Genomic DNA, 15,214 nt, shown 5'->3' with positions numbered 1-15,214 from the left:
CATCGATGACCGTTTACGCCCGCCCCGGTGCCTCAGATGCGTTGATGTCGTACGAGTCCCGCTACGAAAACTTCATCGGCGGGGAGTGGGTGGCGCCGGTGTCAGGGGAGTACTTCGAGAACCCGACCCCGGTGACCGGCCAGGCCTTCTGCGAGGTGCCGCGATCCACCGAGGCCGACATCGACAAGGCGCTCGACGCCGCCCACGGTGCGGCCACGGCGTGGGGCAAGACCGCCGCCGGTGAGCGTGCCACCATCCTCAACAAGATCGCCGATCGCATCGAGGAGAACCTCGAGTCGCTGGCGCTGGCCGAGTCGTGGGACAACGGCAAGCCGATCCGCGAAACCCTCAACGCCGACCTTCCGCTGGCCGTGGATCACTTCCGCTATTTCGCCGGCGCGGTGCGCGCGCAGGAGGGCTCACTGTCCCAGATCGACGACGACACCGTGGCCTATCACTTCCACGAACCGCTCGGCGTCGTCGGCCAGATCATCCCGTGGAACTTCCCGATCCTGATGGCCACCTGGAAGCTCGCCCCCGCGCTGGCCGCGGGCAACGCCGTGGTGCTCAAACCCGCCGAGCAGACCCCGGCGTCGATCCTGTACCTGATGTCGTTGATCGGCGACCTGCTGCCGGCCGGCGTACTCAACGTCGTCAACGGGTTCGGCTTCGAGGCCGGCAAGCCGCTGGCGTCGAGCAACCGCATCGCCAAGATCGCGTTCACCGGCGAGACCACCACGGGTCGGCTGATCATGCAGTACGCGTCGCAGAACCTGATCCCGGTGACGCTGGAGCTGGGCGGCAAGAGCCCGAACATCTTCTTTTCCGACGTGCTGGCCGCCCACGACGACTATCAGGACAAGGCGCTCGAGGGCTTCACGATGTTCGCCCTGAACCAGGGCGAGGTGTGCACGTGTCCGTCGCGCAGCCTGATCCAGGCCGACATCTACGACGAGTTCCTGGAACTGGCGGCGATCCGCACCAAGGCGGTGCGGCAGGGCGATCCGCTCGACACCGAGACCATGATCGGCAGCCAGGCCTCCAACGACCAGCTCGAGAAGGTGTTGTCCTACATCGAGATCGGCAAGGAGGAAGGCGCCCGGGTCGTCACCGGTGGGGAGCGCGCCGAACTCGGCGGCGACCTGTCCGGCGGTTATTACGTGCAGCCGACCATTTTCGAGGGCCACAACAAGATGCGCATCTTCCAGGAGGAGATCTTCGGCCCCGTCGTCGCGGTCACGTCGTTCACCGACTACGACGACGCCATCACCCAGGCCAACGACACGCTGTACGGGCTCGGCGCCGGGGTGTGGTCACGCGACGGCAACACCGCGTATCGCGCCGGGCGCGACATCAAGGCCGGTCGGGTGTGGACCAACTGCTATCACGCCTATCCCGCGCACGCGGCGTTCGGCGGATACAAGCAGTCCGGCATCGGCCGGGAGAACCACAAGATGATGCTCGACCATTACCAGCAGACCAAGAACCTGCTGGTGTCCTACTCGAATAAGGCCCAGGGGTTCTTCTGACGAGCGCTTGCGCGAGGAAGCGACGAACATGGTGGATGCCGAAACTGAACTTGTGCAGGGAAAATCGCCCGCATCGTCTGCACAGGTTCAGTCTCGGCCAAAGAGGGCGCTGATCACCCGGGCCGCCGCGGACCTGCTGGCCAGACTGCAGGGCAGGCACGGCGCGCTGATGTTCCACCAGTCCGGCGGCTGCTGCGACGGGTCGTCGCCGATGTGCTACCCCGACGGGGAGTTCGTCGTCGGCGACCGCGACGTGCTGCTGGCCGTGCTCGACGTGGGTGCCGGCGTGCCGGTGTGGATCTCGGGCCCGCAGTTCGACGCGTGGAAGCACACCCAGCTGGTGATCGACGTCGTGCCCGGCCGCGGCGGCGGCTTCAGCGTCGAAGCGCCGGAGGGCATGCGGTTCCTGTCCCGGGGGCGCGCGTTCACCGATGCCGAGAACCGATTGCTGGCCGAGCAGCCGCCCATCGTCGGGGCGGCCTTCGCCCGTGGCGAGCGCCCGCCGGCGGACGGCACGCACGTCGTCGCCGAGGCTGTCGACGCTTGCCCGACACCGCTGGGGCGCGCCTCAGCGGATTAGCGTTTCGCGGGCCTTAATCTCGAAGGCGTGATCCCGCTGCCCCGGGCGTGGTTGCTGACGAGCGCCCTGCTCGTCGGCACGGCCGTGGGTCTGATCGTCGGCATCGCGGCCACACTTCTGGTCGATGCGACGATCCGCCCCGACGTCGTGGTGGCGCTCGTGGTCGGTGTGCCCGGCGCGTTGGGGTTGTTGACGATCCTGCTGTCCGGGCGACGGTGGGTGACGGCCGTCGGCGCGTTCATCCTCGCGATCGCGCCCGGCTGGTTCGGTGTGCTGGTCGCGATCCAGGCGGTGCACGGTGCCTGAAACCGACACCCTCAACGGTGACCCGACCGAGCCGTACACGCCCTTCACCACAGGTCAGTTCGAGGCACCGGCGTCGGTCGCCGTTGACGTGCCGTCCGAGCCCTTACCCATACCGGCGCCGCCGATCGTGGTGCCGGGCAACTTCGTGTACGTCAAGCGCTGGACGTTCGCGCTCGTCGTGGCCGGCGTGTGGCTGATCGCCGCCGCGGCGGGCGGAGGCCTCTACCACTGGTGGTACCACTCGCTGGACAAGACGGCGCCGGTGTTCGTCGTGCTGGTCTTCGTCATCACCTCGACGGTGGCCGGGCTGCTCATCACCATGGCGCCGAGCAGGCCGGTGGTGTCGGCGCTGGGCATCGCGGTCACCTCGGCGCCGCTCGGGGCGGTCGCGGGGGCTGCGGTGCTGCACGGCCTCTACTTCTGCGAATGGGCAAGCCGGTGTTTCGCAGGAGTGATTCCTTACTAGTGTGGGGGCGTGACCCACTATGACGTCGTCGTTCTCGGAGGTGGCCCCGGCGGATACGTCGCGGCTATCCGCGCCGCCCAGCTCGGACTGAACACCGCAGTCGTCGAACCCAAGTACTGGGGCGGCGTGTGCCTCAACGTCGGATGCATCCCGTCGAAGGCGCTGTTGCGCAACGCCGAATTGGCCAACATCTTCACCAAGGAGGCCAAGCAGTTCGGCATCAGCGGTGACGTGACGTTCGACTACGGTGCGGCGTTCGACCGCAGCCGCAAGGTCGCCGATGGCCGTGTCGCCGGCGTGCACTACCTGATGAAGAAGAACAAGATCACCGAGATCCACGGCTACGGGAATTTCACCGACGACCACACTCTCGAGGTCGACCTCAACGAGGGCGGTACCGAGACCGTCACCTTCGACAACGCCATCATCGCCACCGGCAGCAGCACCCGCCTGGTGCCGGGCACGTCGCTGTCGGACAACGTGGTCACCTACGAAGAACTCATCATGACGCGCGAACTGCCGTCCTCGATCGTCATCGCGGGCGCCGGCGCGATCGGCATGGAGTTCGGCTACGTCATGAAGAACTACGGCGTCGACGTCACCATCGTCGAGTTCCTGCCGCGCGCGCTGCCCAACGAGGACGCCGAGGTCTCCAAGGAGATCGAGAAGCAGTTCAAGAAGCTCGGGGTCAAAGTGCTGACCGGCACGAAGGTGGAATCCATTTCCGACGACGGCGGCGAGGTCGTCGTCACCGTCAGCAAGGACGGCGAATCCGAGGACATCAAGACCGAAAAGGTGCTGCAGGCAATCGGTTTCGCACCGAACCTGGAGGGCTACGGCCTCGACAAGGCCGGTGTGCAGGTCACCGAGCGCAAGGCCATCGGCATCGACGACTACATGCGCACCAACGTGCCGCACATCTACGCCATCGGCGACGTCACCGGCAAGCTGCAGCTGGCCCACGTCGCGGAAGCGATGGGTGTCATCGCGGCCGAAACCATCGCGGGGGCAGAGACTTTGCCGCTCGGCGACTACCGGATGCTGCCGCGGGCGACGTTCTGCCAGCCGCAGGTGGCCAGCTTCGGGCTCACCGAGGAGCAGGCCCGCGACGAGGGTTACGACGTCAAGGTCGCCAAATTCCCGTTCACCGCGAACGCCAAGGCGCACGGTGCCGGTGACCCGAGCGGCTTCGTAAAGCTGATCGCCGACGGCAAGTACGGCGAGTTGCTCGGCGGACACCTGATCGGCCACGACGTCTCCGAACTGCTGCCGGAGTTGACCCTGGCGCAGAAATGGGACCTGACCGCCACCGAGTTGGCGCGCAACGTGCACACCCACCCGACCATGTCCGAAGCCCTGCAGGAATGCTTCCACGGGCTGCTCGGCCACATGATCAACTTTTGAGCCGAGCGATCTGGGTCGCCGGGATCGGCGGGTTGGTGGTCGGCCACATCCTGTGGCTGGCCGGCATCTCCCTTGCCACCGCGAGCGCGCGGGTCAACACGTGGGTGTTGGTGGTGGCGGCGGTCTCGCTGGTGCTCGGCGCGGCGGCCGGTTGGCTCGGCTGGCGTGCCTACCAGCGCAAGTCCGACGTCTGGTCGGCGTTCCTGTGGGCGCTGCCGGTCTCGCCGGTGCTGCTGTCGTTGGTCGTGCTGGGCATCACGTACCTGTAGCCCGACCGCGGCGCGAACCTCGCTGATCGGGTGTGGTTCCACCGCGTACCGGACTATGATTTTCGGGTCCCGTTCGGCATCGGGAGGCCACCATGTCCGACGTTCAGGGTCCATGGGAACAAGCTGAGAATTCGGATTACGACGAGCAGAAGCCCGCTGGCGGCGACTCACACGAAGATGAATTCGACGAGGAGTACGGCGAGCAACGGCCGCACGGGGATCCCGATCGTCCCGACAATTCACTCGAAGACGCCTATCAAGCCGACATCGAGTACTGGGAAGAGGTCGCCCGGCTGAACGCGCTCGCCAAACCCTACGACCCCGACGTGAAGGCCACCTCGGAAGCGGCCGCTCTCAACTCGCTCGCGCGCCCTTACGACCCGGATGCCTCCGTCACGTCGGATGCGGCCACCGTCGACCCGTTCGCCGACGAACTCGCCGACAGCAGCAGCGTTTCGCTGTCGTCCCGGCTGAGCTCGCCCGACCCCGATGACTTCGATTGGGCGGAGCACGCTGACCCGGTGGGCCCGCCGGCACCCGACAGCGCGGTAGCCCGACCGGACGTCAGTGCTGACATGTCTTTCGATCCCTTCGGGGACAGCAGCAGCTTGTCGGCGCCGGCTCAGATGGGATCGCTCGACCAACCCGTGGTCGACGACTACTACCAGCCCGCGATCGTCGACCCCGGTGTCCCGTACGCCGAAGCGGTCGCGGACGACGACGCCGCTTCGATGTCGTCGGAGTTCGACCCGGCTGATCAATTCGTGGTCGATGAGTCGTACCAAACCGTGGCCGACAACCCGTCCTTCGCCCCCGAAGTCGAGTTCCAGCAAGACATCTCGGAACAGACGGACTGGAACAACTTCATCGGGTGAGCGGCCCGGCTCAGTCCGGGAAGTCCAGCGGCACCTTGAGCGTGGTGATGGTGGCGGCCAGCCCGTCGTACTGCGCGGCCAGCATGCAGAACTCGATCAGCTGGGCTTTGGTGAGATGCCCGGCCAGCCGCGTCCACGTCTGTTGTGACACCCCGCGGGTGACGACGAACTCGTCGGTGGCGGTGATCAGCGCGCGCTGACGCTCGGTGAGCCCCTCGGCGTCGGGGCCCTCGAAGATCTTCTTCTGCACGTCGGCGCCGATGCCGCGGGTGCGGGCCAGCCGGCGGTGCTGCTGCAGTTCGTACTCGCAGTCGCGCAGATGACCGACGCGCAGGATGACGGTCTCGGCGTCCTGCACGGGAAGTTTGCTCAGCAGTCCGAGCAGCATGCCGCTGTACGGCAGCCAGGCCAGGAACAGAAGGCGGTGCTGGCCGAGCACATTGAACAGGCTGAACCGGGGCGCCCTGATGGCGCGCGCCCCGAGCTTGGCGATGGCCCAGTTCACCGGGCCGAGTTCGGAAAATCCACCGGGCGCGATGCGCGCCGACTCGATTGCGCTCACCACAGCGAGTCTATAGACCGCCTACGGATCACGGCTGCTTCACGAGATATGGCGACACCGTGGTGCGGTGTTCGTCGATGTCGAGCGCGCGTCCCAGCGCCGGGAACGCCCGCTGCGGACAGTTGTCGCGTTCGCACACCCGGCAGCCCGCGCCGATCGGCGTCGAGACCTCACCCGAGAGGTCCAGGCCCTTGGAGTAGACCAACCGGTGCGCGTGGCGCAGTTCGCAGCCGAGGCCGATCGCGAACGTCTTGCCCGGCTGGCCGTAGCGGGAGGCGCGGCGTTCGACGGTGCGCGCCACCCACATGTAGTTGCGCCCGTCGGGCATCTGGGCGACCTGCACCAGGATCTTGCCGGGATTGGCGAACGTCTCGTAGACATTCCAGAGCGGACAGGTGCCGCCGCTGGACGAGAAGTGAAACCCGGTCGCGGACTGGCGTTTCGACATGTTGCCCGCGCGGTCGACCCGGACGAAGGACAGCGGCACGCCGCGCATGGACGGCCGCTGCAGGGTCGAGAGCCGGTGCGCGACGGTCTCGTAGCTGACCGAGTAGAGCGCCGAGAGCCGTTCGACGTCGTAGCGGAAGTCCTCGGCGACGTCGTGGAACTGCCCGTACGGCAGGACCGTTGCGGCCGCGAAGTAGTTGGCCAGCCCGAGCCGGGCCAGCTTAGTCGACTCCTCGCTGGTGAACTTGCCGTCGGCGACGAGCTTTTCGATGAGGTCGCCGAACTCGAGGTAGGCCAGTTCGGCGGCCATCTTGAACACCGTCTGTCCCGACGACAGGTGGTTGCTGATCTGCAGGGTCTTGGTCGCGGCGTCGTAGCGGTGCAGCACCGTGTCGCCGAGGTCGCTGCGACGCACGACGCGCACGCCGTGCACCATGGTCAGCCGGTCGGAGAGCTCACGGGCCAGTTCCGCGCGGTGCATCCGTGTCCGGATGGTGAGGTCCTCGGCCGCGGTGTCGAGTTCGTGCAGGTAGTTCTGCCGCTGATAGAAGTAGTCGCGCACTTCCTCGTGCGGCATGGAGATCGACCCCGACCCGGAACTCGAGCCGCTGCCGACGGGGAAGCGGTCCTCCGTCGCAGCGGCCAGCCGGGTGTTGGCCAGCTGGTAGCGGCGGTGCAGGTTGACCATCGCGCGGGCCAGGTTGGGGTGCGACGCAACGAGATCGGCGACCTCGGCCACGTCGACGTCGATGTCGAGATCGCGGTCGAGGGTGACCTCGCGCAACTCGGCAACGAGGCGGGTGTCGTCCTGCGACGAGAAGAAGGTCGCGTCGACGCCGAACACCTCGGTGATGCGCAGCAGCACGGCGACGGTCAGCGGCCGGACGTCGTGCTCGATCTGGTTGAGGTAACTCGGCGAGATCTCGAGCATCTGCGCCAGCGCCGCCTGGCTGAAGCCGCGTTCACTGCGAAGCTGCCGGACTCGCGAGCCGACGAACGTTTTCGCCACGTCAGCCAGCGTAGCAACGTTGTTAACGGTGCCTTCGCATTGTTGGCAGGCCGCGGAGGTGTGGCAGGATCGGCACCCATGAGTACCAAGGGCGGGCCCGGTGCAAGGCCTGCGCAGGGCCTTGCCAAGACCATGATGCCCGTCCCCGATCCGCACCCCGACGTGTTCGACATCGAATGGCCGCTGCGGGTCGCCGACGTGGACCGGGAGGGCCGGCTCAAGTTCGACGCCGCGACGCGCCACATCCAGGACATCGGCTCGGACCAGCTGCGCGAGATGGGCTTCCAGGAGACCCACCCGCTGTGGATCGTGCGCCGCACGATGATCGACATGATCCGACCCATCGAGTTCCAGGACATGCTGCGGCTTCGCCGCTGGTGTTCGGGCACCTCGAACCGGTGGTGCGAGATGCGCGTGCGGATCGATGGGAAGCGGAACGGAGGCCTCATCGAGTCGGAGGCGTTCTGGATCAACATCAACCGCGAGACGCAGGGGCCGGCGCGGATCTCCGACGACTTCCTCGAGGGCCTGCGGCGCACCACGGACGTCGACCGCCTGCGGTGGAAGGCGTACCTGTCGCCGGGCAGCCGCGAGGACGCCGACCAGGTCCGCGACTTCCCGATCCGCGTCAGCGACATCGACATCTTCGACCACATGAACAACTCGGTGTACTGGTCGGTGGTCGAGGACTACCTTCACCATCACCCGGAGCAGACGCCGTACCCGTTGCGGGTGACCATCGAGCACGACGCCGCCGTGGCCCTCGGGGACAAGATGGAGATCCTCAGCCACGTCCACCCGCCGGGATCGACGGACCAGTTCGGTCCGGAACTCACGGATCGAACTGTTACAACGCTCACATACGCGGTCGGCGACGAGGCGAAAGCCGTCGCTGCGATCTTCTCGCTTTGATTGCCGCGGGGTTAACAGTACGGGCGTACTGACCAGCGAAAATCGGTTACCTCCGGGTAACTTCTGAACCGGTTCAGCCAGGCATTGCCTTCGCAAGATTTGCAAAATGCGACTTATGGTTGGCGAAAGTTGGCAACTGAAACCGCTGGACCTGCACTAACGGTGTGGTGCATCCTCGAATTAGCAGAACGGCGAAGCCGTTTAGGCATTAACAGAAATCGAAGGAGCACCCATGTCGACGGTCGGCAAGCCGAGGACACCCGAAGAGATCCAGAAGGACTGGGACACCAACCCGCGCTGGAAGAACATCACCCGTGAGTACTCGGCTGCGGACGTCGTCGCCCTGCAGGGGACGGTCGTCGAAGAGGCCACCCTTGCCCGCCGCGGCGCCGAGGTGCTGTGGAACCAGCTGCACGACATGGAGTTCGTCAACGCGCTCGGTGCGCTGACCGGCAACATGGCCGTCCAGCAGGTGCGCGCCGGCCTGAAGGCCATCTACCTGTCCGGTTGGCAGGTCGCCGGTGATGCGAACCTGTCCGGCCACACCTACCCGGACCAGAGCCTGTACCCGGCCAACTCGGTGCCCCAGGTCGTGCGCCGCATCAACAACGCGCTGCTGCGCGCCGACGAGATCGCCAAGGTCGAGGGCGACACCTCCGTGGAGAACTGGCTGGCCCCGATCGTCGCCGACGGCGAGGCGGGCTTCGGCGGTGCGCTCAACGTCTACGAACTGCAGAAGGCGATGATCGCCGCCGGTGTCGCCGGCTCGCACTGGGAGGACCAGCTGGCGTCGGAGAAGAAGTGCGGTCACCTCGGTGGCAAGGTGCTGATCCCGACCCAGCAGCACATCCGCACCCTCACCTCGGCCCGCCTGGCCTCCGACGTCGCCGACGTGCCGACCGTCGTCATCGCCCGCACCGACGCCGAGGCGGCGACGCTGATCACCTCCGACGTCGACGAGCGCGACCGCCCGTTCATCACCGGTGAGCGGACCAAGGAAGGCTTCTACCGGGTGAAGAACGGCCTGGAGCCGTGCATCGCCCGCGCCAAGGCCTACGCGCCGTACTCCGACCTGATCTGGATGGAGACCGGCACGCCGGACCTCGAGCTGGCCCGCAAGTTCGCCGAGGGCGTGAAGAGCGAGTTCCCGGACCAGATGCTGGCCTACAACTGCTCGCCGTCGTTCAACTGGCGCAAGCACCTCGACGACTCGACGATCGCTCGCTTCCAGAAGGAGCTCGGCGCGATGGGCTTCAAGTTCCAGTTCATCACGCTGGCCGGTTTCCACGCGCTGAACTACTCGATGTTCGACCTGGCCTACGGCTACGCCCGCAACCAGATGAGCGCCTACGTCGAGCTGCAGGAGCGCGAGTTCGCCGCCGAGGAGCGGGGTTACACCGCGACCAAGCACCAGCGTGAGGTCGGCGCCGGTTACTTCGACCGGATCGCCACCACCGTCGACCCGACCTCGTCGACCACCGCGCTGGCGGGCTCGACCGAAGAGGGTCAGTTCCACTAGGTCGTCGAACGCATGACAGCATGAGCCCCGCCTGGCATTCCCGGGCGGGGCTCATCGCTGCAGTAGAGGAGAAGTCGTGAGCATTGAGCGAGTGGGCGTCGTCGGCGCCGGGCAGATGGGCGGCGGGATCGCCGAGGTGTGCGCGAAGGCGGGCGCGGACGTCGACGTCTTCGAGCCCTCCGAGGAGCTTCTCGAGGCCGGCCGCAAGCGCATCACCGGGTCGCTGGAACGCGCGGCGAGTAAAGGCAAGCTCTCCGAGGGGGATCGGGACGCGGCGCTGGCACGGCTGAAGTTCACGACGTCGCTGGGCGATCTGGCCGACCGGCAGCTCGTGATCGAGGCCGTCATCGAGGACGAGGCCGTCAAGCGCACGATCTTCGCTCAGCTCGACGAGGTCATCACCGATCCCGATGCGGTGCTGGCGTCGAACACCTCCAGCATCCCCATCATGAAAATCGCTGCGGCGACGACGAATCCGTCGCGCGTGCTCGGTCTGCACTTCTTCAACCCGGTGCCGGTGCTTCCGCTGGTGGAGCTGGTCAACACGTTGGTGACATCGGAGGGCGCGATCACCCGGGTCGAGAAATTCGCCTCCGAGGTGCTGGGCAAGCAGGTGGTGCGCTGCAGCGACCGGTCGGGTTTCGTCGTCAACGCGCTGCTGGTGCCGTATCTTTTGTCGGCGATCCGGATGGTCGAGTCCGGGGTGGCGACAATCGAGGACGTCGACAAGGCGATCGTGGCGGGGTTGTCGCATCCGATGGGACCGCTGCGGCTGTCGGACCTGATCGGCCTGGACACCATGAAGCTGATCGCCGATTCGATGTTCACCGAGCTCAAGGACGCGCACTACGCGCCGCCGCCGTTGCTGCTGCGGATGGTCGAGGCGGGCCAGCTGGGCAAGAAGTCGGGCCAGGGGTTCTACACGTACTGAGCGAGGGCGCCGCGCACGCACGGTCCCTCGCATCGAGCTTCATCCCGATCGGCGTGTACACGTTGTGATGCAGCTTGACGTACCTGGTTCGTAGCTCAGCTGGAATTCGTCACAATTCCGACGCTCGGCGCAATCCGAGAGAGTTAGGTCGCGAGAAGCCGCTTTCGCTCGGCTGCGACGTCGAAATCCGGTGGCGGCCAAGCCATGTTGAACGACTTCATCGCCTCGATCAGCAGCTCGGTGACGGCGAGCCGGCTGTACCACCGCTTGTCGGACGGCACGACGAACCAGGGCGCGTACTCCGTCGACGTGCGGTCCAGCATCACCTGATAGGCCTGCTGGTAAGCGTCCCAATGCTTTCGTTCGTCGATGTCGGCCGGGTTGTACTTCCAGTACTTCGTCGGATCGTCGAGCCGCTCGAGCAGCTGCTTCTTCTGCGACGCCAGCGACAGGAACATCGCGACCTTCACCAGTTTCATCCCGCCGTCGACGAGTTCCCGCTCGAACGCGTTGATCTCGTCGTAGCGCGGTTCCCACACGTCCGGCGGCACCAGGTTGTGCACACGGACGATCAGCACATCCTCGTAGTGCGAGCGGTCGAACACTCCGATATGGCCGGCCGCCGGCAGGGCCTTGCGGATGCGCCACAGGAAGTGGTGCGCGCGCTCCTCCTCCGTCGGCTTTCCGAATGCGGTGTAGCGCACACCCATCGGATTCACCGACCCCACAACGTGTTTGACGATTCCGCCCTTGCCGGAGGTGTCCATGCCCTGCAGCACCAGCAGCACCGAGCGGTCGTCGCCCCTAGCGGCCTTGTGGTTGGCGTACAGCTTCTCCTGCAGTTCGGCCAGGCGCAGGCTGCGTTCGGCCTGCAGCGTGGCGGCGTCGGCCTTGCGGCCCTGGAATCCGGGCGTGGCCCGGGTGTCGATGTCGGAAACCCGCTGGCCGCTTCGAAACCTCAGGTGTTCATGTGGCGCGTGTGTCCACAGCGACGGCAGGTCGAGTTCCTCGCTCATGCCCGAAGGTTAGTCGGCCACCGCGGGCGGCAGGGCGGGCGACGGGTGAGGCTGCTCGCGGAACCGCTCCAGCGACCCGCCGACCTCGACGATGCCGCACAGCGCGTTCCACGACAGCATCGTGAGGTAGTCGATCAACTCGTCGGCGGTCATCCGCGGGTTCGACATCCACGAGTGCGTGGCCAGCTGCACCCCGCCGACGGTGTGGTACGCCCACGGCTCGATGCCACCGGTGTCCATCCCGAACGCCAGCATCCGGCGCCGAAGCATCACGGCCAGCATGCGGGCGATGATGTTCTCAGATGTCGCCACCGCGTGGTTCTTGCTCGCCGAGTTGTTCGCCATCACGAACCGGTAGGGCTCCGGCTCGGCGGCCACCGTCTCGACGTACACGCGGATGATCTCGCGAGTCAGGGCGTAGCCGTCCAGCTCCGACGACAGTGCGGCGGCCATGTTGGGGATCAGCGTGGTCTGGGCGAACCGCATCATCACCGCGGTCGTCAGGTCGTTCTTGTCGACGAAGTAGCGGTAGAGCACCGTCTTCGAGACCCCGATCTCGGCGGCGATCTCGTCCATGCTGACGTTGCTGCCGCGGCGCCGGATGGCCTCCAACGTGCCGTCTACCAGCTCGTTGCGGCGTTCCACCTTGTGCTTGTGCCATCGCCGTTTACGGCCGTCACTCTTGACCGCAATTGCCTGGGTGTGTTGTGCCACTGTCCCCGTGATCCGTTCCCTAGTCCTCCTTGATAGTACGGCTGATCTTGACAGTCGGCGTTGTCGGACCGGCGTCGCACTCCCGCGGTAGCGGATGATGGAGGGGTGGCACACAGACCGAGCGCCGGCGGGAGAGCTCTGCCCGCCCCGCGCGCTGCGCGCGCCAGCTTCGCCGAGACGTTAGCCGGTGCCGACTCGGTCGCAGATGCCGAACGCCGCCGCGGGCTGCGCCGCATGAAGGTGGTCGCGCTGAGCTTCCTCATCGGCGCCGCGGTCGTCTTCCTCGTCTGCTCGTGGGCGCTGTCCAACGGGGCGCCCGGCTGGGTCGGCTACGTGCGTGCCGCGGCCGAGGCGGGCATGGTCGGCGCGCTGGCCGACTGGTTCGCGGTGACCGCCCTTTTCAAGCATCCGCTCGGCATCCCGATCCCGCACACGGCGATCATCAAGCGCAAGAAGGACCAGCTCGGCGAGGGGCTGGGCACCTTCGTTCGGGAGAACTTCATGTCGCCCGCGGTGGTGGAGACCAAGCTGCGCGACGCGCAGGTGGCCGGGCGGCTGGGCAAGTGGATGTCCGATCGGGCGCATGCCGAGCGTGTCGCGGCCGAAACGGCCACGGTGTTGCGGGTGCTTGTGGAGATGCTGCGCGACGAGGACGTCCAGCATGTGCTCGACCGGATGATCGTCAAGCGCATCGCCGAGCCGCTGTGGGGGCCGCCCGTCGGCCGTGTGCTGGCCAGCCTGCTCGCAGAACGCCGCCAGGAGGCGCTGCTGCAGCTGCTCGCCGACCGCGCGTTCCAGTGGTCGCTGAACGCAGGCGACATCATCGAGCGCGTGGTCGAGCGGGACTCGCCGACCTGGTCGCCGCGCTGGGTGGACCACCTCGTCGGTGACCGCATCCACCGGGAGTTGATGGACTTCACCGACAAGGTGCGCCGCAACCCCGACCACGAACTGCGCCGCTCGGCCACCCGGTTCCTGTTCGAGTTCGCCGACGACCTGCAGAACGACGAGGCGACGATCGATCGCGCCGAGAAGGTCAAGGACCAGGTCATGGGCCGCGAGGAGGTCACCAGGGCCGCCGAGACCGCGTGGTCGGCGGCCAAGCGCATCACCTTCGAATCCGTCGACGACCCGTCGTCGGCGCTGCGCACCCGCATCGCCGACTCGGTGGTGCACATAGGGGAGTCGCTGCGCGACGACGCCGACCTGCGCGACAAGGTGGACAACTGGATCATCCGGGCGGCTCAGCACCTGGTGGGCGAATACGGGGTGGAGATCACCGCGATCATCACCGAGACCATCGAGCGGTGGGATGCCGAAGAGGCCAGTCGCCGCATCGAACTTCACGTCGGACGTGATCTGCAGTTCATCCGGATCAACGGCACCGTGGTCGGCTCGCTTGCCGGTCTGATCATCTATTCGATAGCCCAGCTACTCTTCTGACCTGCGCTAACTAGTGCTTGCAAAAGTTAGCACCCCGTCGTACGGTGGGAATCGTCGTTAATCGGATACCCATGCGCATTGAGGGGGTTACGCATGTCGCAGGACGAGAATCTTGCCGCCGTCGTGACCAACGCCGCACAGGACATCGGCACCTTCATCCGCACTCAGCGGGAAGCTGCCCAGGTATCCGTACGGCAGCTGGCCGAGAAGGCCGGCGTCAGTAATCCCTACCTCAGCCAGATCGAGCGGGGATTGCGTAAACCCTCCGCCGACGTGCTGAACCAGATCGCGAAGGCGTTGCGGGTGTCCGCGGAAGTGCTGTACGTCCGGGCCGGAATCCTCGAGCCCAGCGAGACCAGCGAAGTCCGCGACGCCATCGTCAACGACACCGCGATCACCGAGCGGCAGAAGCAAGTGCTGCTCGACATCTACACGTCGTTCTGTCAACAGAGCGAGGGCCAGCAGAACGAAGCCGAAGGTGAGGAGCCGACGACTGACCGACGCAGACCAAAGGCCCTAGTGGCGACTCATCATCAAGCCAAATCATTGGATGCAACACTCGTGAAAGGAATCGAACACCATGGCCAAGAACACCCCGGCCAAGAACACCCCGGCCAAGAACCAGCCGACCGTTGACGACCTGAAGGCCCCGCTGCTCGCCGCCGTGGGCGCTGCCGACCTCGCCCTCGAGCGGGTCAACGAGATCGTCGCCACCCTGCGCGAGCGTGCGGGCGACGCCCGCACCGACTCCCGCAGCCGCGTCGAGGAGACCCGCGCGCGGATCGACCGGCTCCAGGAGGACCTGCCGAGCCAGTTCGGCGAGCTGCGTGAGCGGCTCTCGTCCGAGGAGCTGCGCAAGTTCGCCGAGACCTACGCCGACGCCGCGCAGACCACCTACAACAAGCTCATCGAGCGCGGCGAGGCCGCCATCGAGCGCCTGCGCAGCCAGCCCGGCTTCACCGAGGCCGCCGGCCGCGTCGAGGGCTACACCGACCAGGCCGTCGAGCTGACCCAGGAGGCGCTGGGCAACGTCGCCTCGCAGACCCGCGCCGTCGGCGAGCGCGCCGCCAAGCTGGTGGGCGTCGAGCTGCCGAAGAAGGCCGAGAAGGGTGCCGCCCCGGCCAAGAGCGCCGCCAAGAAGGCCCCGGCCAAGAAGACGCCCGCCAAGAAGGCGCCGGCGAAGAAGGCCGCGGCCAAGAAGGTCACCCAGAAGTAGTGACGGCCGCGGGGTC

The 15,214-nt window shown here is 66.5% G+C and carries 16 protein-coding genes and 1 pseudogene; 13 read left to right on the top strand and 4 right to left on the bottom strand.

From position 1 onward, the window contains the following. Nucleotides 1-5 precede the first annotated feature (5 nt). The 7 genes from adh to ABGB19_RS10535 all read left to right on the top strand — a co-directional run bounded on the left by adh (nucleotide 6) and on the right by ABGB19_RS10535 (nucleotide 5,429). Nucleotides 6-1,529 carry an aldehyde dehydrogenase gene (gene adh / locus ABGB19_RS10565; protein ID WP_347685897.1) on the top strand — a complete coding sequence of 508 codons (1,524 nt, stop codon included), beginning with the start codon at nucleotides 6-8 and terminating at the stop codon, nucleotides 1,527-1,529. Nucleotides 1,530-1,581: 52 nt separating this feature from the next. After that, nucleotides 1,582-2,109, top strand: a complete 528-nt coding sequence (locus ABGB19_RS10560; RefSeq protein ID WP_347685896.1) for a DUF779 domain-containing protein — start codon at nucleotides 1,582-1,584, stop codon at nucleotides 2,107-2,109. A gap of 27 nt (nucleotides 2,110-2,136) precedes the next feature. Continuing rightward, nucleotides 2,137-2,415 carry a putative holin gene (locus ABGB19_RS10555; RefSeq protein ID WP_347685895.1) on the top strand — a complete coding sequence of 93 codons (279 nt, stop codon included), beginning with the start codon at nucleotides 2,137-2,139 and terminating at the stop codon, nucleotides 2,413-2,415. Next, nucleotides 2,408-2,881, top strand: a complete 474-nt coding sequence (locus ABGB19_RS10550; protein WP_347685894.1) for a hypothetical protein — start codon at nucleotides 2,408-2,410, stop codon at nucleotides 2,879-2,881. The genes ABGB19_RS10555 and ABGB19_RS10550 overlap by 8 nt, the downstream gene beginning before the upstream one ends. 9 nt (nucleotides 2,882-2,890) lie before the next feature. Continuing rightward, on the top strand, nucleotides 2,891-4,285 hold the full coding sequence (gene lpdA / locus ABGB19_RS10545; protein ID WP_347685893.1) for a dihydrolipoyl dehydrogenase: 1,395 nt from the start codon (nucleotides 2,891-2,893) through the stop codon (nucleotides 4,283-4,285). Continuing rightward, a complete protein-coding gene (locus tag ABGB19_RS10540) occupies nucleotides 4,282-4,554 on the top strand; it encodes a hypothetical protein (RefSeq protein ID WP_347685892.1) in 273 nt (90 codons plus the stop codon). Before lpdA ends, ABGB19_RS10540 begins: the two co-directional genes overlap by 4 nt. A gap of 92 nt (nucleotides 4,555-4,646) precedes the next feature. Continuing rightward, nucleotides 4,647-5,429, top strand: a complete 783-nt coding sequence (locus ABGB19_RS10535; RefSeq protein ID WP_347685891.1) for a hypothetical protein — start codon at nucleotides 4,647-4,649, stop codon at nucleotides 5,427-5,429. A gap of 10 nt (nucleotides 5,430-5,439) precedes the next feature. Here ABGB19_RS10535 and ABGB19_RS10530 read toward each other — a convergent pair whose 3' ends face one another. Together ABGB19_RS10530 and ramB are read right to left on the bottom strand one after the other, a co-directional pair. Then, nucleotides 5,440-5,991 carry a carboxymuconolactone decarboxylase family protein gene (locus ABGB19_RS10530; protein ID WP_347685890.1) on the bottom strand — a complete coding sequence of 184 codons (552 nt, stop codon included), beginning with the start codon at nucleotides 5,989-5,991 and terminating at the stop codon, nucleotides 5,440-5,442. Between the two features lie 28 nt (nucleotides 5,992-6,019). After that, nucleotides 6,020-7,447, bottom strand: a complete 1,428-nt coding sequence (ramB, locus tag ABGB19_RS10525) for an acetate metabolism transcriptional regulator RamB (RefSeq protein ID WP_347685889.1) — start codon at nucleotides 7,445-7,447, stop codon at nucleotides 6,020-6,022. Nucleotides 7,448-7,525: 78 nt separating this feature from the next. Here ramB and ABGB19_RS10520 point away from each other — a divergent pair, with 78 nt between their 5' ends. From ABGB19_RS10520 to ABGB19_RS10510, 3 genes are all read left to right on the top strand, one after another. After that, a complete protein-coding gene (locus tag ABGB19_RS10520; protein WP_347685888.1) occupies nucleotides 7,526-8,359 on the top strand; it encodes an acyl-[acyl-carrier-protein] thioesterase in 834 nt (277 codons plus the stop codon). A 232-nt stretch (nucleotides 8,360-8,591) separates the two neighbouring features. Continuing rightward, nucleotides 8,592-9,878, top strand: a complete 1,287-nt coding sequence (gene aceA, locus ABGB19_RS10515; protein ID WP_347685887.1) for an isocitrate lyase — start codon at nucleotides 8,592-8,594, stop codon at nucleotides 9,876-9,878. A gap of 76 nt (nucleotides 9,879-9,954) precedes the next feature. Then, a complete protein-coding gene (locus ABGB19_RS10510; RefSeq protein WP_347685886.1) occupies nucleotides 9,955-10,809 on the top strand; it encodes a 3-hydroxybutyryl-CoA dehydrogenase in 855 nt (284 codons plus the stop codon). Between the two features lie 143 nt (nucleotides 10,810-10,952). On the opposite strand, the gene ABGB19_RS10505 is transcribed toward ABGB19_RS10510, so the two are convergent. Beyond that, nucleotides 10,953-11,825, bottom strand: coding sequence for a polyphosphate kinase 2 family protein (locus tag ABGB19_RS10505; protein ID WP_347685885.1), 873 nt, complete (start codon nucleotides 11,823-11,825; stop codon nucleotides 10,953-10,955). Between the two features lie 9 nt (nucleotides 11,826-11,834). Further along, nucleotides 11,835-12,539: a TetR/AcrR family transcriptional regulator gene (locus ABGB19_RS10500; RefSeq protein WP_347685884.1), complete on the bottom strand. Its 705-nt coding sequence runs from the start codon at nucleotides 12,537-12,539 to the stop codon at nucleotides 11,835-11,837. A 105-nt stretch (nucleotides 12,540-12,644) separates the two neighbouring features. Here ABGB19_RS10500 and ABGB19_RS10495 point away from each other — a divergent pair, with 105 nt between their 5' ends. From ABGB19_RS10495 to ABGB19_RS10485, 3 genes and pseudogenes are all read left to right on the top strand, one after another. Then, complete coding sequence (locus ABGB19_RS10495; RefSeq protein ID WP_347685883.1) at nucleotides 12,645-13,982, top strand: DUF445 domain-containing protein; 1,338 nt, start codon at nucleotides 12,645-12,647, stop codon at nucleotides 13,980-13,982. Nucleotides 13,983-14,075: 93 nt separating this feature from the next. After that, nucleotides 14,076-14,618, top strand: coding sequence for a helix-turn-helix domain-containing protein (locus tag ABGB19_RS10490; protein ID WP_347685882.1), 543 nt, complete (start codon nucleotides 14,076-14,078; stop codon nucleotides 14,616-14,618). Between the two features lie 481 nt (nucleotides 14,619-15,099). After that, a pseudogene (locus tag ABGB19_RS10485) lies at nucleotides 15,100-15,180 on the top strand (heparin-binding hemagglutinin); the annotation flags it as partial. Nucleotides 15,181-15,214 lie beyond the last annotated feature (34 nt).

The sequence above is a fragment of the Mycobacterium sp. B14F4 genome, from assembly GCF_039871645.1.
Lineage (GTDB): Bacteria > Actinomycetota > Actinomycetes > Mycobacteriales > Mycobacteriaceae > Mycobacterium.
Note: the sequence above shows the minus strand (reverse complement) of the source record. Positions and strands in the feature narration are given on the sequence as shown.